Genomic DNA, 24422 nt, shown 5'->3' with positions numbered 1-24422 from the left:
CTCCTTTATATATGATTTATTTTAGAAATTTCTTTTTATTTTTCATCCAGCCACAGACAGCCAGTGCTGCCACAGCGGCCGCACTTACGCCTGTAATAACGGCACCTGTCTTTAGCCCCTGAGGCTCATAGGACAGCCGGATCTTATGCTCGCCGGGTTCCAGATCCACGCCCAGAAATGCATCAAACACCGGACGCCCTGAAACAGCCGTCCCGTCTACCCAGATTTTCCATCCCTTATCATAGGGAATGCTGGTAAACATGGTTCCTCCCTCCGGCGTATTTATGCTTCCTGCAAGGCCGGTATCCGTCCAGCTGGAAAGTTCAAGAGGCGATTTGCTCAGACACTGATAAATCTCCTCCATGGCCTCCGGATCAAAACGCCAGATTTCCGCCTGCATGGCAGGATTTCCATCTGTTTTGGACTGAAAGATTACCTCCTGTCCCTTTGGCAGATAGCCCAGCTCCAGAAAATAGCCCCTGTCAACATTGTCAAAGGAAAGACTTCTCTCCCCTATTTCGGCGGAAACCTCTTCTACCTTTTTATTGGTCACATAGACATAATAATCGCCGGAGGCATCTGCTGTAAAGGTAAGCTTCTTTCCTTCCGATACTCCCTCTGCCGGCACAAGCAGATTGCTTACTCCCAGTACGGAAGAAAGATCATTCTGCACATTTGCCGGATTTCCCGAATCAAGAACCCAGTTGGTTTCCATATCCTGAGGCATCACAAACCCCACCGGAAGGGTATATTTATTTTCATAAAACCACATGGAGCCCTGACGGCCAATCTGCTCCTTTAAGCTGTCCGCAGGCTGCTGATCCGGATAAATGCCGTAACGGGCAGCAAAAAGAGCGTCAATAAAGGGCGTACTTCCTTTTACACTGTACGCATTGGTGGAGCTCTCACAGCCTACGCTTTTAAAAAAGTCCGACATAGCAGCGCTGGCTACGGAAGAAAACAGGGAGGCAGAAGGGAAATTCATCCATGCCCCATCATTTTTGGTTCGGCTTTCACCCTTTTCAATCCGGTAAAATACCGAGGAGCGGATGCTGTCTGCCAAAAGCATGGTATCTTCATTATCTTTTACATAGGCTGTGCGGCTGGTTGTGGGAATACTCGTTACCGCCATATTGACTGCCGACTCACAAAATACCAGTCCCAGCACTGCTAAAAGAACCCCATCCCGACGCCATTTCCGGCTGTGATACAGATAAATACAGCCCGTATAAAGAGCCAGAAACAGAATGGCTGCATAAAATACGGCAAAATGGAACTGCTCCTCATTATCTACCAGCTTTTCAGCCAGGATCACAAAGGCTGCCGCTCCCCAAAAGGCCATAACGATATGCTTCCAGGATGTATTTTTAAGTTCCAAATACGCCTTATAGCACATCACTAGCACCAACGCGATATAGATGAAGGACTGACGGCAGGGAAGGCTGTTGGGATAATGAAAGCCATGCCAGATAAAATTCAGTACATTAACAGAAAAACTTGCGTAGAAAAAGAGCAGAAGACTGAAATATACTGCTTTTTCCTTTATTTTAATGTTCTTATTCCCAAGATACAGGAGCAGGAGCATCAAAACAGCTACCCCACAGTAAATATTGGGCCAATGATCCAGTCCGATCTCTGTCTGTACGTTCCCCATATGGCGGGCGATCATGTCAAATATGGAAAAATAGGAACTGACTGTCTTTGGAAAGTCAAAATTTCCTGAAGCGGTGGCCTGAAGGGCATAAATTTCCGGCAGCAGGACCACTGCCGCCAGTCCGCCGGCCAAAAGGGAATACAGCGTAAATCTGCCGGCTGTGGCTGCGAACTCCTTTCCCTTCTTCGGAGGATATAAAATCACCAGAACCGCTGCATAGATCACCATAAAAATACAGATCATGATGGAGATATAATAGTTTGACAGGATGGAAAGCCCCAGGGCAATACAGTAAACCATCCCCTTTTTTTCCTTTACCAGCCGTTCCAGCCCGAAAAGAATGACCGGAAATAAAAGGATACAGTCCAGCCACATGATATTCCAGCTGTAGGCTGCCATATAGCCACTTAATGCATAAAAAATGCCGAAAAAGCAGGAACCAAACTCCCTGGTTCCCGTATGTTTTCTAAGGTACCAGGTAAAAGACAAGCCGGACAATCCTGTTTTTATGACAATCAAAACCGTCATGAACTCAATCAAAAACTGCCTGGGACAAAGAGCCACAAGCCAGTTCATGGGACTTGCCAGATAATAGGCATACAATGCTGAGAAATTTACCCCCATACCGATATCCCAGCTGTAAAGCAGACTTCCTCCGTGAGTCAGCTTATACTGAAATTCAGAGAAAAACGGCGCATACTGATGGTACATATCCGTACGCAGAAAACATTCTTCCCCAAAAGGGAAAATACCTCTCTGTGCAAAGATAACCACCAAAACAAGCACCGGAACAAAAAAAGCAGCCAGAAGGCTATCACCCGGACGCAGGATATGAACGTCCCGGCAGCGTTTTAATTCCCGGCACGCTTCATACTGCAGCATATCTGCTGTGTCTTCCATATTAATACGGGTCAGGCTTTCTTCTGCCTCTGCTTCCTGAATCCGATTTCTTTCTTTCATACGCTCCTCTTTTATGTCATCCCTTCCTGAAATCTCCTCCGACTCCTGGATCAGCTCCAATACCGCATCCAGTTCCCGTTCTGCCTGAACGATCTCTTCTCGTTTCACTGCTGTTTCCCCTTGCTCTCTGACCTTTTTTAAAAATCCACAGCTTGCTGAAAATATAATTTGCCACCAGGTTCACCGCAGAAGAGACCATCTTGCAGAACATCTCATATAAAAAGCCTCTTCCCTCTCCAAGCGCTATCATAACAACCATCAGCAGCCAGACAGCCACGCCTGAAATTCCTCTTGTCATCAAAAAAGCGCCTGCCTCCTTCATAAGATAGGATGGCCTGAGATCATAATTTTTAAATACGATCAGCTTATTCACCACATAGGCAAACAGCACAGCTGCCCCCCAGGAAAAAGCCTGTGCCATTCCCACTCCCATATCCATACGGCGGAACATGGCATAGGACACAAAATCTACTGCCGTAGTCAGGATCCCGCAGATCAGATAACTGATCGTTTCATAATTTACACATTTTTTCCATATTGCTTCAAACATTTTATTCCTCGTATTTCTGTATGTAAACACGTTCTCATTATATGGCAGCCTGCAAAAAATGTAAAGTTAAGTTTCTATATTTATGGGCTGCTGATAAAGGCCTCTGCTCCCTTAGAATAATGAAGCGTCCCATCCTCTGTAACAAATACCGCATACACGCCCTCTAAGGACTGTGCAAGCTCCATTCCTTCTTTCAATCCCAACGCAAAACAGGCCGTGCTCAGTCCATCACCATCTACGGACTGCTCAGACAGGATCGTGACCTGAGTAAGGCCATTTTCATAGGGCCATCCGGTAGATGGATTCAAAATATGATGGTAATTGACTCCATTTTCCTCAAAATGGCGCTCATATACCCCGGAAGAAACTACAGACATATCACGGATATCCAAAGCCGCCACTGTCTCGGACCGCTCTGCAAAGGGCTTTTGAAGACCGATTTTAAATGGCTTATTTCCGGGCCGTTCCCCCAGACAAAGGACATTGCCTCCCAGATTGATAATGGCGCTCTCTACACCCTGCTCTTTAAGATATTCTTTCATGCGGTCTGCAATATACCCTTTGGCGATCGCTCCCAGATCAATAGATACCAGATCATCTGCAAAAACCACTGTATTGCCGTTTACCGCAACTCTTTCATATCCTACCTTTAAAAGTTCTTTCCGGATTGCTTCCTCTGACGGTACATGAGGATCTGAGCCCGAAAAATCCCACAGACGGCTTAAGGGTTCTATGGTGATATCAAAGGCCCCATCTGACAGCCGGCTGTACTCCAGTCCTTTTTCTATCAGCTCCGCCGTATCCTGTGACACAGTAAACTCCCGTTCTCCCTGCTTTCTGTGGTTCATTGCATAAATTTCACTGGTTTCTATGGTGGTGCTGAACTTCTTTTCATATTCTGAGCAAAGCTCCGTCACCCCATCCAGAATCTCTTCCTCTCTGGAATCGTAAAGCGTTACCGTAATAAATGTGTTGAGCAAAAAAGAAGACCTGCTGACAGGTTCCCTATGCTTTTGGCACCCCGTCAGACAGGCCGCTATGATCAAAATTCCTGTAATACAAACTGCTATTCTCTTCTTATCCATGGTATTTATTCTAGCATTGGGGGGCGGGAAAGTCAAGAATACACCTGAATGCTTCTTTTCACCGATCCCATCTTTTATTTCATAAATAAAACCCGAAGAAAGATATCGCGCTTTCTCCGGGCTTTCTTTTCTCCCCCTCTTACTCGTCAATCGAGTAGTTGGGAGCTTCTTTTGTGATGTGAATATCGTGAGGATGGCTTTCCTTTAAGGAAGCGGCAGAGATCTTCACGAATCTTGCCGTATTCTGCAGAGTGGGGATATCCTTGGCTCCGCAGTAGCCCATACCGGCTCTTAAACCGCCTAACAGCTGGAATACGGTATCCTCTACCATACCCTTGTATGCCACACGGCCTTCTACACCCTCCGGCACCAGCTTCTTGGCGTCGGTCTGGAAATAGCGGTCCTTGCTTCCGTTCTCCATGGCAGCGATGGATCCCATGCCGCGGTATACCTTGTACTTACGTCCCTGGTACAGTTCAAAGGTACCCGGACTCTCATCGCAGCCTGCAAACATGCTTCCCATCATGCACACGCTGCCGCCTGCTGCGATCGCCTTTGTAACATCACCCGAATACTTGATGCCGCCGTCAGCGATAATCGGGATGCCGTATTCCTTTGCCACATTGTAACAGTCCATAACGGCTGTGATCTGAGGTACGCCGATACCTGCCACCACACGGGTCGTACAAATGGAACCGGGGCCGATACCTACCTTTACACAGTCCGCACCTGCCTCGATCAAAGCTCTGGTCGCCTCACCGGTAGCCACATTTCCTGCCACTACCTGAAGATCCGGAAATGCATCCTTGATCATCTTCACACAGCGGATCACGTTGGCAGAATGACCATGGGCAGAGTCAAGAACAATTACATCTACCTTTGCTTCTACCAGAGCAGCTACACGCTCTAATACATTAGCAGTAATGCCTACGCCGGCTCCGCAGAGCAGACGGCCCTGCTCGTCTTTTGCAGACAGAGGGTACTTGATCTGCTTTTCAATATCCTTAATCGTGATAAGACCCTTTAAATTGAAATTGTCATCTACGATAGGAAGCTTTTCCACTCTGGCTTTAGCAAGGATCGCCTTTGCCTCCTTGAGCGTTACTCCTTCCTTTGCAGTGACAAGATTCTCGGAAGTCATACATTCCTTGATCGGACGGCTGAAATCCTCCTCAAACTTCAGGTCACGGTTGGTAATGATACCCACCAGCTTCTTTCCCTCCGTAATAGGAACACCGGAAATACGGAATTTTGCCATAAGGTCATTGGCATCCTTTAAAGTATGTTCGGGGGAAAGATAGAAGGGATCTGTGATAACACCGTTTTCGGAACGCTTTACACGGTCTACTTCTTCTGCCTGTTCCTGAATAGACATATTTTTGTGGATAATACCGATACCGCCCTGGCGCGCCATGGCAATGGCCATACGGTGCTCGGTCACGGTGTCCATGCCTGCACTCATCAGGGGAATGTTAAGTTTGATCTTCTTTGTAAGATAGGTGGTTAAATCTACCTGATTCGGAATCACTTCTGAATAAGACGGAACCAGAAGTACATCATCAAAGGTAATGCCTTCGCCGATAATTGTACCCATTAAAACTTCCTCGCTTTCTGTGTGGTATACTGCCCTCAGCATCTTATTAGTATCTAATCCTAGCAAATTTTATTAGGATTGTCAAACCCATTTTCCCGTTATGATTCATTGAATTTACTAATAGGATTCCATCAGTGCCCCTAATATTTTGTTTCTCTTACTTCACGAATTTACGCGGAAATGTATGGCGCATGGCTGCCAGCATCTTTTCATTGGGCTCAATAAGAACTTTCATGGTGTCGGCTCCCTTCTGATACATCAGCGCATAAACTTCAGCACCCTGCTTTCCGGAGGTACAGTCCATAACCTTCATCCCCTGCTTGGCATAATCCTTCAGCATATAGGAATCCACCGGAGCGATCAGCTGTACATCATCCTTTTCACAGTCAAAGGCCTTTTTCCGTCTGGCCTTTCCCAGAATCCGGTCAATCCGCAGACCGCCCTCAGCAAACAGATACTCATATTCCACACTTAAATTCAGGAAAATAAAATAGGTACCGATACCTGCTGCTGTCATGATCACAACTCCGATCACCGTCTGCAGCGCCAGCAGTACGGAAAAGGCGCAGACAAGCACCATAATGATCTTTACCGGAAGGGCATAGATAGGATCCTTGCGCTTTACCAGCCATTCAATGTAACTTTCTTCCATAGCAAAACTCTCCTGTTGTCATTTTTTCTTCTTATTATACACCACTTCACCGGTTATTTCCAGTCACATTTTCCCGCCTGAACCATACTGTAATAATAAGAACAAACACGGGCAGGTATACGGATCGTGAATCCTTTCCTTTCCTTAAATGATATACAACCAGGGCAGACCGCCCGGGTAACGGAACTTCTTGTTTCCGGAGCCATGCGCAGGAGGCTTATGGATCTGGGGCTGACTGCAGACACACAGGTAGAATGCCTGGGCGTAAGTCCTTTAGGTGACCCGGTCTCCTACCGGATCCGGGGTGCCGTCATTGCCATACGGCGTGAATACAGCCGCCAGATCCGGGTGGATGGAAACGAAAATAAGAACCAATTTTCAGTGGCTCTGGCCGGCAACCCCAATGTAGGAAAAAGCACCCTTTTCAACAGCCTTACCGGCAGCTCCCAACACACGGGCAACTGGGCCGGGGTTACAGTTTCCTGTTTTAAAGGAAGCTGCTCCTCAAAAAAATACAACTATGTTTTCGCAGACCTTCCGGGAACGTATTCTCTTATGGCTCACTCTGCTGAAGAAGCGCTTGCACGGGACGGCATCTGTTTTGGGAACTGTGATGCCGCTGTGGTTATCTGTGACTCTACCTGTCTGGAACGGAACTTAAACCTTGTCCTGCAGATTCTGGAAACCGGAATTCCCGCCATGGTCTGCGTCAATTTCATGGACGAAGCAGCGAAAAAAAACATACGCATTGATCTGCCGGCTCTCAGCCGGGAACTTTCTGCTCCTGTCGCTGGAACAACTGCAAGAAAAAAACGCTCTCTGGAACATTTTTTAGATCGGCTGGATGAAACGGTCGATCATCCAGACACAGAGCCATTTCATATTTCCTATGACGCAGCTGTAGAACAGGCCATTTCCATGCTTCTGCCCTTTACAGAACCACTCAGCAGCCGCCTTTCTCCCCGCTGGCTGGCCTTAAGACTCCTTGAAAATGATCCCGGCCTGCTTCGCTCTTTAAATACCTTTTTAGGCAGAGATCTGTCCGAGGATGATGCGTTATGTCAGGCTGTCCGCCAGGCCCGGTCACACCTGGATCAGGCTGGGATCTTTGAGGATGATTTAAAGGACCGAATCGTATCCGGCATCGTAAATACTGCGGAGTCCATTGCTTCCCGCACGGTCTCCCTTCCTGAAAAACCCTACGGCAAAAGGGATGCTTTTTGGGATCGCATCCTGACCGGGCGGCTGGCCGGATATCCGGCTATGATTGGTCTTTTGGCGCTCATTTTCTGGCTGACGATCACAGGAGCCAACTACCCTTCCGCCCTGCTTTCCTCCCTCTTTTTCTCCTTTCAGGAAAAACTTACCGCTGCTTTTATGGCAGTCAATGCGCCCCAATGGCTCCACGGGATTCTGGTTCTGGGTGTATACCGGGTACTGGCCTGGGTTATCTCTGTCATGCTTCCGCCCATGGCCATTTTCTTCCCTCTCTTTACCCTTTTGGAAGATTTTGGTTATCTGCCCCGGATCGCATATAATCTGGACCGTCCCTTCCAATGCTGCAAAGCCTGCGGAAAACAGGCCCTTACCATGGCTATGGGCTTTGGCTGCAATGCAGCCGGAGTAACGGGCTGCCGGATCATCGACTCGCCCAGAGAACGGCTCATCGCCATTCTTACCAACAGCTTCGTCCCCTGCAACGGCCGTCTTCCGGCCCTCGTAACTCTGATCACGCTGTTTTTTACAGGAGCTTCGTCCGCAGATCCTATTTCCTTTCTCCGTCCTGCCCTGATCCTTACTTTTTTTATCCTTACCGGTGTTGCCGCCACCTTTTTTGTATCCCGCCTTCTGTCTGCCACGGTCCTTAAAGGTATGCCTTCCTCTTTTACTCTGGAGCTTCCGCCCTACCGCCGACCTCAGATCGGAAGAGTAATCTGGCGCTCCATTTTGGACCGCACCCTTTTTATTCTGGGCCGTGCCGCCGCGGTAGCGGCTCCTGCCGGGCTTGTCATATGGATTTTAGCCAATGTTTCCATTGGAGATATCAGCCTTTTGGCACGCTTTAGCGGATATCTGGATCCGATCGGGCGCCTGATGGGGATGGATGGGGTAATCCTTATGGCATTTATCCTGGGGCTTCCGGCCAATGAAATCGTGATCCCCATCATTATTATGGCCTATACCTCTCAGGGAACCCTGATCGAACCAGGAAATCTTTCCGACCTTCATACGCTCCTTATCTCTCAGGGCTGGACCTGGGTCACTGCCCTTTGCACCATGGTATTTTTCCTGTTTCACTGGCCCTGTTCTACTACCCTTATGACGATAAAAAAGGAAACCGGAAGCTTAAAATGGACCTGTCTGGCCGTTCTTCTTCCCACAGCCTGCGGCGTTATACTGTGCATGGCAATTACTGCCTTCTCCCGGCTCTTGACTTTCCTTTAAGGTACCTATATAATAATTCCCAGTATTCACATATGAATAATATGATACCAAACTGCCAGGCAACCCGGTATCAAAACTATGTATATCCGGAGTTTAGAATGACAAACCATTACGATCACAGACGAAACAAAGCCTCCCGCTCTTCCTACCGCGGCCCCAGAAAAAGCCGCCGGCCTGCATCTGAAACGGAGAAGGGAAAATTCCTTCTTCCCCTGGCTGCCGCCGGAGCGGGAATCTTTCTTTTAGCCGCTGTCTCAGCCGTCACTATTTCCCATTTTAAAGGGAAACCGGCTGCGGGCAGCCATGAAACCTCGCTTTCTGAAACAGATGCCTCGCTTACCGCGCCTGCGGTAACGGTCAACGGCATTTCTCTGAACGGCTTAAGCCCGGATGAGAGCTTTGAAGCCTTAAACCAGCTTTTTCTTTGGGACATGAAAGCAGAATATGGAGAAGAACAGCTGGCTGTGGAAAATCCTTTATCGTCCCGGCTGAAGGAATGGATTGGAACACTCTGCCGTTCCTCCCAGTCCGGAGATCTGACCCTTACCCCTGCAGACCTGATAAACGAAGAATTAAAAAAGGAAATTTTAATCCAGGCAGAAACCTTTGCAAAAAAGTGGGAAACTGCACCTAAAAACAGCGGTCTGGATTATTTTGATCCACAAAAAGGAAGCTTTATATTTACCGAAGGCTGCTCCGGCATTGAAATTGATGAACGCCGGCTGGCTGAGGATATTCTTTCCGCTATCCGTGAAAACCGGCTGGATGCAGTAATCCCCGTTCATTCCGCAGACGCTGCCCCGCCTCTCTCCAAGGCCATGGCAAAAGAGCAGTACAAAACCATCGCTGCCTTTACTACGGAAACCACCAGCAATCAAAAACGCAACACAAACGTACGGCTGGCAGCAGAGGCCTTAAACGGCACCATTGTACAGCCCGGCGAGGAATTTTCCTTTAATCAGGCAGTGGGCCAGCGCACGGCTGAAAAAGGCTATCAGGAAGCAGCTGCATACAGCAGCGGCGCTGTGGTACAGGAAATCGGAGGCGGTGTCTGCCAGATTTCCAGTACCCTGTACCGGGCAGCGTTTAATGCGGGAATGGAAATTACCTTCCGCCGTTCTCACACCTTTGAACCAAACTATGTGACTCCTGGACAGGATGCGGCCATCAGCTGGGAACAGCCGGATTTCCGTTTTGTAAACACCTCCAGTGCCCCCATTGGCATCCGGGCCAGCTATGCGAACCGCAAAGCCACTGTATCCATCTATGGGCTCCCTGTTTTGGAAGAAGGCGTTTCCTGGGATCTTTATTCTGAAAAGGTGGAGGAACTGCCTCCTCCGGAACCGGAATATGCGGAGGATCCTTCACTTGAACCCGGAACAGAAAAGGTGGTAAAGGCAGCGGTTCCCGGCAGCCGCTGGGACACCTATAAGGTAATATCAAAAGACGGGGAAGAAAGGGAACGCATACTGGATCATTCCAAGACCTATAAAGGCCATGCTGCGGTTATCCACAGAAATACTGCTTCTTCAGAAACTTCAAAGGCGGAGCAAACGCCTTCGGCTGCTCCCTATGAGACCAAAACAGGCCCTGAGCATCCGGCTTCTTCCGATCCTGCTCCAGCCGAAACGCTTCCCTCCGATGCTCCGTTCGTAGACGGAATGCCGGACAGCTATACTCCAAAAACAAACCCTATCATCCCTTTTCAGCCAACGGCTTCCTCTTAAAAGAAGGCAGGTGACTCATGAATCTTTCCTATTTAAAATACGCAGTAGAGGTAGAAAAAACCGGCTCTATCACCAAAGCCGCCCAGAACTTTTATATGAATCAGCCCCACTTAAGCAAAATCATACGGGAACTGGAGCGGGAGCTGGGAGAAGATATTTTTGACCGGACCAGCAGAGGCATGATTCCCACTAAAAAGGGCGAAGAATTTCTCCGGTACGCCAAAACCATCATGGCTCAGGAGGAACAGATCGAAGCCCTCTGCGCCCGAAACCGCAAACAGGCTCTGGAGCTTAAGTTCTGCGGCCCCAGAGCCACATATATCACCTGTGCATTTACGGATTTTCTCTGTGAAGCCAACACCAAATCCCCGGTAAATATCCACTATATGGAAACAAACTCCAGACAGGTCATTGAGCTGGTATCTTCCAAGGAATTTGATCTGGGGATCGCACGCTGTCCTGCTTTATATGAACCTTACTATAAAAAGCTGCTCCAGGATGAAAATCTGGACTCCTGCCTTTTATGGGAATTTTCATCCCTGGTTTTAATGGCTCCGGATCATCCTCTGGCAGGCAGATCCGGCCTGACCTATCTGGATCTGGGAAGCTCTCTTGAAATCATCCAGGGCGATTCCTCCAATCCCTCTTTTTCCTTTGAAATCCAGGAAACTTCAGCCACAGGAGGCGATTCCAGCCGTTCTGTGTCCGTTTATGACCGCGGAAGCCAGTTTGCCCTGCTGCGCCGTCTGCCCGGAGCCTATATGTGGACCTCTCCCATTCCCTACAGCGAACTGTCTGCCGAAGGCCTGATCCAGCGTCCCTGCGCTTATCCCGGAAATCTGCACAGGGATCTTCTGATCTTTCGAAAGGGCAGCCGCCGCTCTTCGGCGGAAACCGAACTGATCCATAGTCTGAACCGCATCGTAAGCCGGCTTTCGGACTGATTTAAGCGCTCCCTTCTCCCTCACAGTCTCCGTTCTGATAAGGACAAGCTGATAAAGGATATCCATTCCGGCATACCTGTATTCCATTTTCATATCTACCCGAACCTCTTTTCCTGTGATATTCTATGTTTGTTAAATAAATATCATTCTTCACAGGAGGTTTTACTCATGAGGTTTACATTACCAAGAGATCTGTATCACGGAAAGGATGCTCTGGAGGCATTAAAGACATTAACAGGAAAGAAAGCGATCGTTGTAGTAGGCGGCGGCTCCATGAAGCGTTTCGGTTTTCTGGATAAGGTAGTTGCTTACTTACAGGAAGCAGGCATGGAGGTTCAGCTGTTTGAGGGAGTTGAGCCGGATCCTTCTGTAGAAACTGTTATGAAGGGCGCAAAGGCTATGGAAGAATTCCAGCCTGACTGGATCGTAGCTGTAGGCGGCGGTTCTCCAATCGATGCTGCAAAGGCTATGTGGGCCTTCTATGAATACCCTGAAACAAGCTTTGAGGATCTGATCGCACCATTCAGCTTCCCAACCCTGCGCACAAAGGCAAAGTTCTGCGCTATTTCCTCTACCTCCGGCACCGCTACCGAGGTAACTGCATTCTCCGTTATCACGGATTATGCAAAGGGGATCAAATATCCTCTGGCTGACTTTAACATCACACCGGATGTAGCAATCGTAGATCCCGCTCTGGCAGCTACCATGCCAAAGAAATTGACTGCTCATACAGGTATGGACGCTATGACTCATGCAATCGAAGCGTACGTTTCTACCCTTCACTGCGAATATACCGATCCGCTGGCACTTCATGCCATTGAGATGATCAACGAGTATCTGGTTCCATCTTACAACGGAGATATGGATGCCCGTGCCAAGATGCATGACGCACAGTGTCTGGCCGGAATGGCATTTTCCAATGCTCTTTTGGGAATCGTTCACTCCATGGCTCATAAGACAGGCGCCGCATACTCCGGGGGCCACATCGTTCATGGCTGTGCAAACGCAATGTATCTGCCAAAGGTAATCAAATTCAATTCCAAAAATCCTGAGGCTGCCGAAAGATATGCAAAAATTGCAAAATTCATCGGACTGGCTGGCAGCACCGATCTGGAGCTTACAGACGCTCTGATCGCCCGCCTGCGCGAAATGAATGAGCAGTTAGACATTCCAGCCTGCATTAAGGATTACGAAGGCGGAATCATCGACGAAGCTGAATTTATGGAAAAACTTCCAAAAGTAGCTGAACTGGCAGTAGGCGATGCCTGCACCGGCTCCAACCCAAGATCCATCGATCCGGAGCAGATGGCAAAACTGTTAAAGTGCTGCTTCTATGATGAGGAAGTAACCTTCTAATCTCCCCTGTTTTCAGGGAATGATCTTTGGTTATGCACCAGGATCCGCTCAACCAAACCCAGATATCCACAAAAGGCAGTGGTTACATACACTTCCAAAAGGCCTGTGATAAAGCCGGAGGCATACCACAGTACAAGAGCCGCTGCCGCAAGCTCTGCAAACAGCCAGAGCATCGGAAGAAACGGGTTGGGATCTGAGCGGATCTTTTCTTTTAAAAGGGAAAGCAGGGACAGGGCTAAAAGAACAGGAAAAGAAAAGGAAAAAATCACATGGAGTAAAGAGGCCTTTGGAAAATGCTCCGGATCATAGGGGATCCATACGGATATAGCCAGAAGGATACAGGCCGTATACAAAAATCCCCTTCCTTTAATGCCCTCATATCCGCCCAGAGAAAACAGATATCTTATATAGAAAAAACTGTAGCTGCTGACAAACATCCCCCAGGCATACAGCCAGAGTTCCATACCGGGACTATTCCCGATGACCGAGATATTACTGTCCAGCCAATCCTCCCGGCAAGCCAGCCACAATGTAGCTCCCGGAACCACAAAAAAGGTAACAAAATCCCATTTTCCAGTATAAATTCCCGCTTCTTCCATCAATCGGCTCCTTTCTGAGTCATTCCTGCAGCTTTTCTCTGCCCGGAAAACCATCCGTGAACCAGTCATTCACGCACACAGGGAGTTCCCCGCCGAAACGGTGAACTCCCTGTTAGTATCTGAAGCTGTTTTATTTTTACTCTGGCAGTTGCTGGTCTGCCTCTTTTTTCTTTACAGGCTGTGGATTCTGCTCCATTTCCTTTAAAAGCTTCTCTGCGCTGGTAAGCTTAACACACAGGGCAAAGAGCTCGGTAGCCACGATTAGATCTCCCAGAGGCGGATAAGTTGGTGCAATACGGATATTGCTGTCATGGGGATCCTTTCCATATGGATAAGTAGCACCTGCGCCTGTCATCACCACGCCTGCCTTCTTGCACCGTGCCACAATATCCTTAGCACAGCCATCCAGAGAATCAAAGGAAATGAAATATCCTCCCTTGGGCTTAGTCCATTCTCCGATCCCAAGACCGCCTAACTCTCTTTCCAGAATTTCTTCTACTGCCTCAAACTTTGGACGGATAATATCCGCATGCTTTCTCATATGCTCCACCATACCATGGATATCCTTAAAGAAACGCACATGACGCAGCTGGTTTACCTTATCATGTCCAATGGTCTGATTCTTTAACTGGGCCTTGATATCCTCAAGATTATTATGAGAGGTAGCGATTGCCGCAATACCAGAGCCTGGGAAACTGATCTTGGAAGTGGAAGCAAATTTATATACCAGATCGGGATTTCCTGCCCTCTTGCACTCTGCCAGGATCTCAATCAGGTGATCCTGATCGTGGTCATATAAATGATGAACGCCATAAGCATTATCCCAGAAAATACGGAAATCAGGCGCTGCGGGCTCCAGTCTGGCAAAACGGCGCACTGTCTCATCTGAATAGGAGTATCCCTGAGGATTGGAATACTTTGGCACACACCAGATGCCCTTGATCGCCGGATCAGAAGCTACAAGATGCTCTACCATATCCATATCCGGACCCTCAGAAGTCATAGGAACATTGATCATCTCAATACCGAAATATTCTGTAATAGCAAAATGACGGTCATATCCGGGAACGGGGCAGAGGAATTTCACCTTATCCTGCCTGCACCAGGGAGTATTTCCCATAATACCGTGGGTCATGGCCCGGGAAACGGTATCGTACATTACATTTAAGCTGGAGTTTCCATAAATGATAATCGTCGAAGGATTTACCTCCATCATGTCTGCCAGGAGTTCCTTGGCCTCATCAATACCTGTCAGAACACCATAGTTGCGGCAGTCCGTTCCATCCTCACAGGTCAGATCATCGTCGCTGCTGAGCACATCCATCATACCCATGGAAAGATCCAGCTGGTCAACGCTTGGCTTTCCTCTGGACATATCCAGCTTTAAATCCCTGGTCTGAAACTCATGGTACTTTGCTTTCAGCTCTCTGCGAAGAGCCGTCAGTTCCTCTTTGCTCATCTCTGCATATGGCTTCATAATTTCCTCCTCATATTCCTCTCAGGGCATCGCAGATTCAGCTGAGCCGAACAAACTCTCATCTGAAACCGGCAGATACGCCTTGGAGTGTATTTATTAGACATACATCTGTCAGCCACTCTCTTACATTTTGCTGCATTGTAATAAAATATACACCAAAGGCTTCATTCCGTCAATACAAAATTTTCAGATATTTAATAGCGGAATAACCGCTCATTTCAGGACAACGAAAAGACCGGTCGGGGAACCGGTCTTTTCAGGAGAAGGTATTTCGTTTCTTATGGGGTGTAGCAAAACTATATAATGTATTGGGGGGGTTACGTCTATTATAATAGCATATCCGCCCCTAAAAGTGTGCACAAACTTTAAAAAATGTCTTTTTTGTTTTTATGCATTTTCACATCTTTTTTTCGTTCGCTCGTTCTTTCTCTGATTGAAATGCAACAGCAGAAGCCACATCCCGCTTCTTGTTCTCTGCATAGCCCGATCCACAGCATGCCTTTACATCTTCCTGGGCCTGCTGGGTCTTCTTATAAAAATACTGGATAATGTCCTTCCGGGTAATAATGCCGATAAAACACTTCTGATCATCTAACACCGGAACAAAATTCTGATTCAGTGCCTTTCCCATCAGATCCTCCATATCAGCGCCTGCCTTTACAGGACGGTTGTCCAGACGCCGGTGGATCGCTGTGATCGGGATCTTTTCAGCCCCCTTCAAGTCCAGATGATACTGATTTTTAATTCCCCAGAGCAGATCCCCTTCTGTAAGCGTTCCTATGTAGCGGCCCGTACGACTGATAATAGGGATGGCAGAATATCTGTGGTGCTCCATCTTTTCCAGGGCCTGGCGCAGTGTGTCATCCTCATTGATATAAGCCACCTCACTCTTGGGAGTAAGGAAAAATAATATGTTCATTGTTTCACTCCTCTTTTCGTTGTTATATTTATTATACAATAATGACATGAAAGTGCTATGAACAAATTCTTAAATTTTATAAAATTCATTCCAAACTTTCCCATTTTCTCAGCTTCAAACGAAAAGAGCCCGCCCGGTTTTATGTCTCCGGACAGGCTGGGCTTCACTCCATGTGGTTTAGGGGATCTACCGTTTCCCCCTTGTGCTTTAATTCAAAGAATACATTTACTCCCTCTACGGAATAATACTTGGTAGGCTCGGCTACATATCCTAAAGTCTGGCCTGCTTCCAGATATTCTCCCTCTGCGGCAGAAATCTCCTTTAACTGTCCGCAGACAGCGGTGTACTCATTTCCCAGATCCAGGACCACATAATTTCCGATTTCATCGCTGACTCCCACTTCCGTTACCCTGGCATTGGCAGGAGCAGCTACCGGAGCGCTCACATCCGACTGTATTACAATGCCGGGATTACATTTGTACTGATCCAAAGTGGGAAAATAGATTGTCTGATCCATGCTGTAATCCAACAGCACGTTTCCCCGGACCGGCCATACCATGGAGCTGGATTCCGTAAAGTTTAAGGCCAATGCATGAGCCGCTTCCTTTCCGGCTCCTGCCTCTGCTGCCCCATCCTGTTCTTTCGCCTCTGCAAGCAGATCATTCCCTTCATTGGGATTTTCCCCTGCGTCGGCTCCAACCGTTTCTTCCCTGTCTTCTTCCTGTGTTTTTTCTCTGGCGTCACTGGCGCCCGCCATCTGCAGCGCTTCCTCTGTAGGCGTATTTTCCTCCTCTGCCATATGGAGCATGGGGTCATTGGCACTGTTTTTCCCTTTTTGTACGGTCATAATTCCTGCTGCGGCTACCATAGTCAGCAGTCCTAATACCAGCATCACGAGAAACAGCTTATCCTTGAGCATCTGATTGACTTTCTCTTTCATCTTTTTATCACCTCGGTAGTATTCTTACCGGATTTAGGTGACTTATTCAGAAGAAAATGAAATGCCTGTATAAAAATATTCCAAAATTGCCTCTGCGCTCCATCCATCCTCTGCCAGAGCCTGAGCCTCCGTCTGGCTTAAGCCCCAGCCATGCCCCCTTCCCCTGACCGTAAAACGAACATCACTGCCATGACGGTTCAGTTCAAAGCAGGCAGACGGAAGGCCCAGAGCCAGGCGAACTTCTTCCCCGTTAAAGGGAAATCCCCCGATCTGAAGCTGCAGTGCATACCCGGCTTCGTCTCTTGAAATAATCTGCACCTGTTCGGGAAATGCTTCCGGCGGTATGGTACGAAACGATCCATCCCCAGCCGGAATTGCGGACACACGCTTTGCGGCCTCTTCCGGCTGCATGATCATTTCCTGCACAAATCCCTCCTCCTCAGGATCATGGACACAGGATACGGAAGCCAGATAGGGATGTTCCTCATCTCCCGGACGGGTAAAACCGGTCGTCGTGTGCGTAAATAAAGGGTCAATAAAATGTCCCTCCCAGGTAAGCGTAACCCCTTCTGTCTCTCTGGCTGCCTTCTCAAACCGGCTGTAATATTCAGGAAAAATTTCTGTCCCCCAAAGCGGCTCCATCTGATTATTTCTATTTTTTTCCAGTCCAAGAGAAGATTCCGGTATTTCCTCCTCAAGACCCATCTGTTCCATCTGACGGCAGATATAGGTCCTTGCCAAAATGGTCTGGGCTTTTATCGCCTCCGGATGAGACTCTGCCGAAATCTGTCCTGCCACCACAATGGGAAGATACGTTTCCAGATCTACCGTTTTTTCTGGTGGATCTTCCATGTCCATGCGGATTCTGCGAAAAGACCGTTTTTCCCGGGAATCAGAAGCCCAAGCAGCCGAAAGAGCCTCCTGTTCCTTAAGCCCGCCGGGCTTTGCCAAAGAAGTGCCTAAAAGAGCCATAGAACAGCCATAGGGAACAGCCAGCGACATGATCAAAATAAACAGGATGCGCCTGTCCATAAAAAAAGAAGCTCCTTTTTTATCCTCTGGATATTATATGGAGCCTCCCTTTTTCATATTCCCTATCCCAGATATGCCTGGATCAGACGGAATGTATTGCAGACGCCGTCCTTATGGCTGCGCTCATAACCATGGGACGCGTAAACGCCGGGACCGATCAACGCATGGCGGATATCATGACCAGAGCGGAGCGTGGTTTCCACATCGGAGCCATAATGAGGATATACATCCACAGCATAGCCGATCTCATGCTCCTTCGCCAGCTCCACCAGCCGGCAGACAACCTCATAATTGTAGGGGCCCCCGCTGTCCTTTGCACAGATCGAAACCTCATGCTCCGTACAGGTAAGTCCGTCTCCCACACAGCCCATATCCACCGACCAGGCCTCTGTAACGCCTTCAGGCACAGAAGCAGAGCCTCCGTGTCCCACTTCCTCATAAATGGTAAAATGCGCATATACATGGCGCTCAGGAACCACCTTTTCCTCCTTTAAATACCGTCCGTATGCCAGCAGGATCGCTGCAGACAGCTTATCATCCAGAAAACGGCTCTTGATATAGCCTGAAGCTGTAACCCTGGTCCTCGGCTCAAAGCATACATAATCACCTGCCATGATCCCCAGCTTCACGGTATCCTCTTTTGTTTTTACACATTCATCCACTAAAACCTCTACTGTATCCCAGCTGCGCTCCGTTGTTTCGTAGTTTCCGTTCACATGAACAGACGCATTGACAAGCTGGCAGACGCCCTCATAGACGTTCCCTCCCTTTGTAATGATGCGCACGTTTTCAGCCTCTGCATTGGCAGGCTTCATGCCGCCGATATTGGTCAGTTTAAGGCGGCCGTTTTCCTTGATCTGGGAAACCATACCTCCAAGGGTGTCGCAGTGGGCTTCCAGAAGGATGCCGTTCTCATCCTCTTTTCCTCCAAAGTCAGCAATCACTCCGCCTTTTATGGTCCGGCGGGCCGGAATCCCCAAAGCGGCAAACTCCTTTAATAAATACTCCGTCACATAATAGCCATATCCGGAAGGACTGTCGATGGCTAAAAGCTTCTTTGCCTGTTCTACGGCATATTCTGTATATTTCTCAAACTGCATCATTTTTTTCTCCTTTTTTTCTTATTTTTCTTTGGACGGGCCTGACCAGGCATAATCCAGAATTTCATGGCAGGATAACTGATCGCCACCTGAGCCAGGATATTAAGCCCGTTGGCACAGGTAGGAGCAAATGCTTCAGGGACTCCCAAACCTGTAAAAAGCTTCTGGCTCCAGGCCGGCAGGGCAGCCGAAAGGATCACAAGAAACACTGCCAGAAGAATATATCGGGGCGCTGCCCTGCTAAATGCGGCATCGGACCGGAAAACCCAGTTTTTCTGAACAAAGAAATTTACCATCTGGGCCAGGGCTGTGGCTGTAAGAAAGCTTAGAAAACCGCAAAGCCCCAATGCATCTTCCCCATAATCAAATATGAAAAACCGGAAGGGAATGTCTGCCAGCCCCTTAAAAACCCAGCCTGTACACAGCCACATTACCACAAAATTAGTAATGGTAGCACAGTTGGAAAGAAGATTAAACAGGATAAATTCCCACAGCTGCGGATGGGCTTTGCTCCATGGGTTTCCCACATTCGGTTCCGTCTTATCCTCCGGCGCCGTCTTACCTTTCAGCGCCTGCTCATACCGCCTCTCCAGACGCCTGTTTTTTAAAAATCCCCTTATAAAGCCAGTGATACCATAAAAATGGCGGCCGTTTGCCGCATAGGTTAACGATTCGGCCATTTCCATGGAAATCCAGCCTCCTGTCATCTTCGCCATGGCCCGGAACGGCATATTATACTGAAAAAGGGTATTTAAATCAGGAATGCCTTTCTTCTGCGCGTTCTCAAGGCGGTGCTTTAAAATCCGGCATATCAGCCTTGCCAGCGGACTTTTGGCATAATACATCTGGCAGAGAGCATCGTTAATCCCCAGTTCCCCCTTCCAGCTTCCGTCCGGAATGGGACAGCCTAACAGGCGCTCGTACTCCTCATCCGGCACAGACCGGATCCGGCCGGAAGCATAAGAGGGAAGCTCGTTCACCTCCCATGGAAGGCTGTCTGTGGTTCCCTCCTGAAAAACTTCCCCTTCCAGACGGATATCCGTAAGCCCGGAACCAATGCTGATGCGGTAAAAACCTCCTTCCCTCTCCCACTGTCCGGTTCTTCCGTTCCAATACCGGAAGGTCATAGAATCAAAGGGAAGAAACACCTCTTTTTTCTCCCCAACCTTTAAAAACACCTTGCAAAAGCCCTTTAATTCCCGTTTGGGCCGAAAAATACGTGCTCCGGGAAGGCCTGTATAGAGCTGAATGATCTCTGCGCCGTCCCTGCTGCCTGTATTTTCAAGCACAAAGGACACCCCCTCAGGTGTGATCTTTAAACCGCTGTAGTCAAATTTTGTATAGGACAGTCCAAAGCCAAAAGGAAAACGGATTGGAACGCCTGCTGTGTCATAATAGCGGTATCCCACATAAATCCCCTCCCGGTACTCAGAATTTCTCTCTTTGGAAGGATAGTACTGAAAGGACGGGGTGTCTTCGTATTTCACCGGCCAGCTTTCTGCCAGCTTTCCGCATGGGTTTAATTTTCCTGAAAGAAGGTCTAAAACGGCGCCGGCTCCCGCCTGGCCCCAGAGTCCTCCGTAAAGAAGCGCCTTTAGATGGCCTTCCCAGGGCATTTCCACCACACTTCCTGTACACAGAATCCCTACAACCGGAAGCTCCAGGCGGGAAAGCCGCTCTAAAAGGTGAATCTGATTTTCCGGTATCCTAAGATGGCTGCGATCCATTCCTTCCGTCTCCCAGGATTCATTGAGCCCAAAGAAAAACAGGATCTGATCTGCCGTTTTTGCCAGGTCAACAGCCTCTTTTTCCAGCGCTGCATCCTGCCTTCCATCCCGGAGATATCCTCTTGAAAAACCGGAAACAGTGATTCCCATTTTTTTCCATTCAAGCCCCGTCTCCCCTTCCAGACATTCCTTTACAGAATCCACCTTCCAGGCATTTACCATGGAAGAACCGGCCCCCTGATACCGGGATTCATAGGCAAAATCGCCGATTACGGCAATCCGGGTACCGGATTTAAGAGGCAGGGTATCCGTTTCATTTTTTAAAAGCACCACACTCTCTGCACAGGCTCTGCGCGCCAGATGGTGATGGGCTTCATAAAGCGTTTCCCTCTCCGGAGAATTCTCTGGCATTTTATTTTGTTTGAACATTTTCTTCTGTCCAGGGAGCAGGTTCAGGATCTCTTCCACCCGTTCATCCAGATCCTGTTCCGTAATCCTGCCTTCCTCTACTCCCTTTAAAAGCGCTGCGGCAGAGCTTAAGCCGGGAGCCGGCATTTCCAGAGAAGAACCGTTTTTCACTCCGGCACAGTGATCGTTCGAGCCGCCCCAGTCTGTAATGACGGCTCCGCAAAAGCCCCACTCTTTTCGCAGGATTTCCTTTAAAAGATGGGGATGTTCATTGGCATAGATGCCGTTTACCTGATTATAGGAAGTCATGAGCGCCCTGCATTTTCCCTCTTTTATTGCGGTCTCAAAGCCGGTGAGATAGATTTCCCGCAGAGTTCTCTCATCCACCACCGCGTTCATCGTCATCCGCCGCAGCTCCTGGCTGTTTACTGCAAAGTGCTTGGGGCAGGCAGCGATTCCCTGGCTCTCTACTCCGCGGATAAAGGCAGCCGCCATTTTTCCGGAAAAATAGGGATCCTCGGAAAAATATTCAAAATTCCGGCCGCAGAGCGGATTTCTCTTGATATTTAATCCCGGCCCCAGAAGAATATCCACACCCTGATCTGCGGCTTCTTCCCCCAGGGCAGCTCCGATCGCTTCCTCCAGCTCCTGATCCCAGCTGCAGGCCATAAGGGAAGGGCACGGAAAACAGGTGGCCGGAAGGGATGGATTCAGGCCTAAATGGTCTCCCGTTCCGGCCTGGCGGCGCAGACCGCTGGGGCCGTCGGAACACACCATAGAAGGAATCCCCAGTCTGGGAATATCCCTGGTTTCCCACTCTCCCTTGCCGCCTAAAAGCGCCGCCTTTTCCTGTAAAGTCATACGCGGGATCAACGTCTTATAGGAATTCAATGAATTTCTCCCTCCTGGGACAGAATGTCACTCAGGCTGCGATAGTATTCCCCCTTCAGCCCCCTCGTTTCCCCTGCCGCTGCCATGGAATTGAGAATCGCTTCCTCTTCTGCCTCTGCTGCTGCCAGAAATGCACGGTTGATGGTCTCCTCAGGGATGGCAGTCAGGGTACGAAGCTCTTCCTCTTCTCTTCGGAGCCCTTTCGTTGGAACACGGTTCGCTGTAGTAAAGCCGATCATCACTTCCCCGCTTCCGTGGCCTGTGTAGGCGCCTGTACGGGCAATCCCCACTCCCAGACGGCGGATGATACGGGTAAGCTGCCTGTCTGTCACCGGAAGATCCGTTGCCAGAATACTCATAATGGATCCCTTATCCTGTTCAGAAAAAGCCGTCTTTTTCACCGGATCCTCTGCTTCATTTCCATACTTTTCCAGAATTTCCCGTCCAAGGGGTCTGCCGTCAACCATCAGATCTTCCGTTGCCCCGAAATTGGACTGAACCAGCACGCCGATGGTATACTCCTTCTCTCCCACCTTTATGACTCTGGAAGATGTGCCGATCCCGCCTTTTAAGCCATAACAGATTGTTCCGGCTCCGGCTCCCACATCCCCTTCCTCCGGATCTTCCCCGGCAGCGTCAAAGGCTTTCTTTACCTGCCCTGCCCCAATGGCCCTGAGGGAAATCCGGTTAATGCGGCTGTCATTGCATTCTCCTACCACGGGATTGATGCTTAAAGCCTCTGCACCGTCATTTTCACACTGCCTAAGCACATATTCTGCCACAGCGTCCCATACTTTCCCCACATTCAGCGTATTTGTAAGGGCAATGGGAGTTTCCAGCGTACCAAGTTCCTGAATCTGTATCAGTCCGCAGCTTTTTCCAAAACCGTTGTGCACATAGGCGGCCGCTGTATAAGGATTTAAAAAGGCATTATCCGGCCCCGGAAGGATCACTGTAACGCCTGTATGAATCTCTCCTTCTTTTACCGTACAGTGTCCTACCCGCACTCCGGGAACATCCGTTATCTTATTCCTCTTTCCCGTCTTTATCCGCCCCGGCATGATACCATAATCCCGAATCCGTTTCTGTGTCATCACTCTTTCCTGCCTTTCCTTCTGCTCATAATATGCTGTCCCCAGTATACCGTTTTCCCTGTGTTTTGTAAATGTTTTGAGATATCTCCCTTGAGTTTCCGCATTTTGCAGTGCGCCCTGGAGCCTGCTGTGCCGGGTGACTTTGGAGGTCATTAGAAAACCTTAGAGGATCAATTTTTTCGTTAAAAGCCATATCAAACCTGTATGAGCGCAGCGAGTTTTTGATATGGTTTTTGCTTTTAGAAAAAATTCAGCCTCTTAGATTTTCTTATGACTGGAAACCGGAACCCAGCACAGCAGACTCCAGGGTGCGGTGCAGAATGCGGAAACTCAAATATCTCCATATTGTCACCCGGCCCCATATCTGCTATACTCAGAACTGCAACATACTATCACTGCCATCAGGAGGATACAATCTATGAGCTATGCAGACCAGCTTTTTATACAAAACTGTAAAGATATTTTAGAAAACGGCGTCTGGGACACAGACCATGAGGTACGCCCGGTATGGGAGGATGGGACTCCGGCCCACACCATCAAGCGCTTCGGCATCGTAAACCGTTACGATCTTACAAAGGAATTTCCCGTTATCACCCTGCGCAGAACCGCGTTTAAATCGGCTGTAGACGAGCTTTTATGGATCTGGCAGAAAAAGTCCAACAATATCCATGACTTAAAAAGCCACATATGGGATTCCTGGGCGGATGAAACGGGAAGCATCGGAAAGGCCTACGGCTACCAGCTGGGCGTAAAGCACCATTACAAAGAAGGGGAGTTCGATCAGGTAGACCGGATCCTCTATGACTTAAAGCACAATCCATTAAGCCGCCGGATCATGTCCAACATCTACAATCACCATGATCTCTCTGAGATGAACCTCTATCCCTGTGCCTACAGCATGACCTTTAATGTATCAGGGAACACCTTAAACGGCATCTTAAACCAGCGTTCTCAGGATATGCTCACTGCCAACAGCTGGAATGTCTGCCAGTACGCAGTGCTTCTTCATATGTTTGCACAGGTAAGCGGCTTGAAGGCCGGGGAACTGGTTCATGTGATCGCAGACGCCCATATCTATGACCGCCATATCCCCATGGTAGAAGAACTGATTAAAAAACAGCCCTTTGAAGGCCCCACGCTTTGGGTGGACCCTGAAGTGAAGGATTTCTATCAGTTTACCACGGACAGTTTCCGACTGGAAAACTACCAGTTCCATCCCTTTGAGCACAAAATCCCGGTTGCAGTCTGATGCAGCCGGGACCGTTTCG

18 protein-coding genes are annotated in these 24422 nt (G+C 48.7%); 5 read left to right on the top strand and 13 right to left on the bottom strand.

The annotated features are described in order from the left end of the window. Positions 1 to 16: 16 nt before the first annotated feature. The 5 genes from WKT10_RS08755 to WKT10_RS08735 form a co-directional block, all read right to left on the bottom strand. Positions 17 to 2722 (bottom strand): YfhO family protein, encoded by a 2706-nt coding sequence (locus WKT10_RS08755; protein WP_340276717.1) that lies wholly within the window; start codon positions 2720 to 2722, stop codon positions 17 to 19. After that, entirely contained in the window at positions 2631 to 3164 is a 534-nt protein-coding gene (locus tag WKT10_RS08750) for a GtrA family protein (protein WP_340276715.1), read from the bottom strand. The genes WKT10_RS08755 and WKT10_RS08750 overlap by 92 nt, the downstream gene beginning before the upstream one ends. Positions 3165 to 3244: 80 nt before the next feature. Beyond that, the gene (locus WKT10_RS08745; RefSeq protein ID WP_418496491.1) at positions 3245 to 4207 is read right to left on the bottom strand and encodes an FAD:protein FMN transferase; all 963 of its coding nucleotides are present in this window, start codon (positions 4205 to 4207) and stop codon (positions 3245 to 3247) included. Positions 4208 to 4388: 181 nt separating this feature from the next. Further along, on the bottom strand, positions 4389 to 5843 hold the full coding sequence (gene guaB, locus WKT10_RS08740; protein WP_066543650.1) for an IMP dehydrogenase: 1455 nt from the start codon (positions 5841 to 5843) through the stop codon (positions 4389 to 4391). Positions 5844 to 6000: 157 nt separating this feature from the next. Then, a complete protein-coding gene (locus tag WKT10_RS08735; RefSeq protein ID WP_066543648.1) occupies positions 6001 to 6495 on the bottom strand; it encodes a DUF6106 family protein in 495 nt (164 codons plus the stop codon). Positions 6496 to 6621: 126 nt separating this feature from the next. Here WKT10_RS08735 and feoB point away from each other — a divergent pair, with 126 nt between their 5' ends. The 4 genes from feoB (at position 6622) to WKT10_RS08715 (ending at position 12967) form a co-directional block, all read left to right on the top strand. Then, on the top strand, positions 6622 to 8940 hold the full coding sequence (gene feoB / locus WKT10_RS08730) for a ferrous iron transport protein B (RefSeq protein WP_340276711.1): 2319 nt from the start codon (positions 6622 to 6624) through the stop codon (positions 8938 to 8940). Between the two features lie 98 nt (positions 8941 to 9038). Further along, positions 9039 to 10667, top strand: coding sequence for a VanW family protein (locus WKT10_RS08725; protein ID WP_340276709.1), 1629 nt, complete (start codon positions 9039 to 9041; stop codon positions 10665 to 10667). A 17-nt stretch (positions 10668 to 10684) separates the two neighbouring features. After that, positions 10685 to 11611 (top strand): LysR family transcriptional regulator, encoded by a 927-nt coding sequence (locus WKT10_RS08720; protein ID WP_066543643.1) that lies wholly within the window; start codon positions 10685 to 10687, stop codon positions 11609 to 11611. 168 nt (positions 11612 to 11779) lie between these two features. Then, positions 11780 to 12967, top strand: coding sequence for an iron-containing alcohol dehydrogenase (locus WKT10_RS08715; RefSeq protein WP_337433208.1), 1188 nt, complete (start codon positions 11780 to 11782; stop codon positions 12965 to 12967). On the opposite strand, the gene WKT10_RS08710 is transcribed toward WKT10_RS08715, so the two are convergent. The 8 genes from WKT10_RS08710 to WKT10_RS08675 form a co-directional block, all read right to left on the bottom strand. Next, the gene (locus tag WKT10_RS08710) at positions 12964 to 13566 is read right to left on the bottom strand and encodes a hypothetical protein (protein WP_340276706.1); all 603 of its coding nucleotides are present in this window, start codon (positions 13564 to 13566) and stop codon (positions 12964 to 12966) included. The two genes, WKT10_RS08715 and WKT10_RS08710, sit on opposite strands and share 4 nt — an antisense overlap. A gap of 136 nt (positions 13567 to 13702) precedes the next feature. Further along, positions 13703 to 15043: an aminotransferase class I/II-fold pyridoxal phosphate-dependent enzyme gene (locus tag WKT10_RS08705; protein WP_337433210.1), complete on the bottom strand. Its 1341-nt coding sequence runs from the start codon at positions 15041 to 15043 to the stop codon at positions 13703 to 13705. A 397-nt stretch (positions 15044 to 15440) separates the two neighbouring features. Next, positions 15441 to 15962: a CBS domain-containing protein gene (locus WKT10_RS08700; RefSeq protein WP_340276703.1), complete on the bottom strand. Its 522-nt coding sequence runs from the start codon at positions 15960 to 15962 to the stop codon at positions 15441 to 15443. 163 nt (positions 15963 to 16125) lie between these two features. Then, positions 16126 to 16902, bottom strand: coding sequence for a murein hydrolase activator EnvC family protein (locus WKT10_RS08695; protein WP_337433211.1), 777 nt, complete (start codon positions 16900 to 16902; stop codon positions 16126 to 16128). Between the two features lie 42 nt (positions 16903 to 16944). Then, positions 16945 to 17934 carry a SpoIID/LytB domain-containing protein gene (locus WKT10_RS08690; protein WP_340276701.1) on the bottom strand — a complete coding sequence of 330 codons (990 nt, stop codon included), beginning with the start codon at positions 17932 to 17934 and terminating at the stop codon, positions 16945 to 16947. Between the two features lie 62 nt (positions 17935 to 17996). After that, positions 17997 to 19034, bottom strand: a complete 1038-nt coding sequence (locus WKT10_RS08685) for a M42 family metallopeptidase (protein WP_337433236.1) — start codon at positions 19032 to 19034, stop codon at positions 17997 to 17999. Next, positions 19034 to 22030 carry a glycoside hydrolase family 3 C-terminal domain-containing protein gene (locus tag WKT10_RS08680; protein WP_337433237.1) on the bottom strand — a complete coding sequence of 999 codons (2997 nt, stop codon included), beginning with the start codon at positions 22028 to 22030 and terminating at the stop codon, positions 19034 to 19036. The genes WKT10_RS08685 and WKT10_RS08680 overlap by 1 nt, the downstream gene beginning before the upstream one ends. A 26-nt stretch (positions 22031 to 22056) precedes the next feature. Then, positions 22057 to 23154 (bottom strand): P1 family peptidase, encoded by a 1098-nt coding sequence (locus WKT10_RS08675; protein WP_337932812.1) that lies wholly within the window; start codon positions 23152 to 23154, stop codon positions 22057 to 22059. A 418-nt stretch (positions 23155 to 23572) separates the two neighbouring features. Between WKT10_RS08675 and thyA the strand changes: the two genes are divergently transcribed. Then, entirely contained in the window at positions 23573 to 24403 is an 831-nt protein-coding gene (gene thyA / locus WKT10_RS08670) for a thymidylate synthase (protein WP_337433214.1), read from the top strand. Positions 24404 to 24422: the final 19 nt, after the last annotated feature.

Source organism: Enterocloster sp. HCN-30185 (assembly GCF_037890305.1).
Classification (GTDB): domain Bacteria; phylum Bacillota; class Clostridia; order Lachnospirales; family Lachnospiraceae; genus Enterocloster.
This window is presented reverse-complemented; position numbering and strand designations above follow the sequence as displayed.

Excerpts from the sequence above, each read along its gene's own strand:
- WKT10_RS08700 (WP_340276703.1), bottom strand. The coding sequence starts at position 15,962 with ATGAACATATTATTTTTCCTTACTCCCAAGAGTGAGGTGGCTTATATC.
- thyA (WP_337433214.1), top strand. The coding sequence starts at position 23,573 with ATGAGCTATGCAGACCAGCTTTTTATACAAAACTGTAAAGATATTTTA.
- WKT10_RS08680 (WP_337433237.1), bottom strand. The coding sequence starts at position 22,030 with ATGACTTTACAGGAAAAGGCGGCGCTTTTAGGCGGCAAGGGAGAGTGG.
- WKT10_RS08705 (WP_337433210.1), bottom strand. The coding sequence starts at position 15,043 with ATGAAGCCATATGCAGAGATGAGCAAAGAGGAACTGACGGCTCTTCGC.
- WKT10_RS08710 (WP_340276706.1), bottom strand. The coding sequence starts at position 13,566 with ATGGAAGAAGCGGGAATTTATACTGGAAAATGGGATTTTGTTACCTTT.
- WKT10_RS08720 (WP_066543643.1), top strand. The coding sequence starts at position 10,685 with ATGAATCTTTCCTATTTAAAATACGCAGTAGAGGTAGAAAAAACCGGC.
- WKT10_RS08690 (WP_340276701.1), bottom strand. The coding sequence starts at position 17,934 with ATGGACAGGCGCATCCTGTTTATTTTGATCATGTCGCTGGCTGTTCCC.
- guaB (WP_066543650.1), bottom strand. The coding sequence starts at position 5,843 with ATGGGTACAATTATCGGCGAAGGCATTACCTTTGATGATGTACTTCTG.
- WKT10_RS08750 (WP_340276715.1), bottom strand. The coding sequence starts at position 3,164 with ATGTTTGAAGCAATATGGAAAAAATGTGTAAATTATGAAACGATCAGT.
- WKT10_RS08735 (WP_066543648.1), bottom strand. The coding sequence starts at position 6,495 with ATGGAAGAAAGTTACATTGAATGGCTGGTAAAGCGCAAGGATCCTATC.
- WKT10_RS08725 (WP_340276709.1), top strand. The coding sequence starts at position 9,039 with ATGACAAACCATTACGATCACAGACGAAACAAAGCCTCCCGCTCTTCC.
- WKT10_RS08675 (WP_337932812.1), bottom strand. The coding sequence starts at position 23,154 with ATGACACAGAAACGGATTCGGGATTATGGTATCATGCCGGGGCGGATA.
- WKT10_RS08685 (WP_337433236.1), bottom strand. The coding sequence starts at position 19,034 with ATGCAGTTTGAGAAATATACAGAATATGCCGTAGAACAGGCAAAGAAG.
- WKT10_RS08695 (WP_337433211.1), bottom strand. The coding sequence starts at position 16,902 with ATGAAAGAGAAAGTCAATCAGATGCTCAAGGATAAGCTGTTTCTCGTG.
- WKT10_RS08715 (WP_337433208.1), top strand. The coding sequence starts at position 11,780 with ATGAGGTTTACATTACCAAGAGATCTGTATCACGGAAAGGATGCTCTG.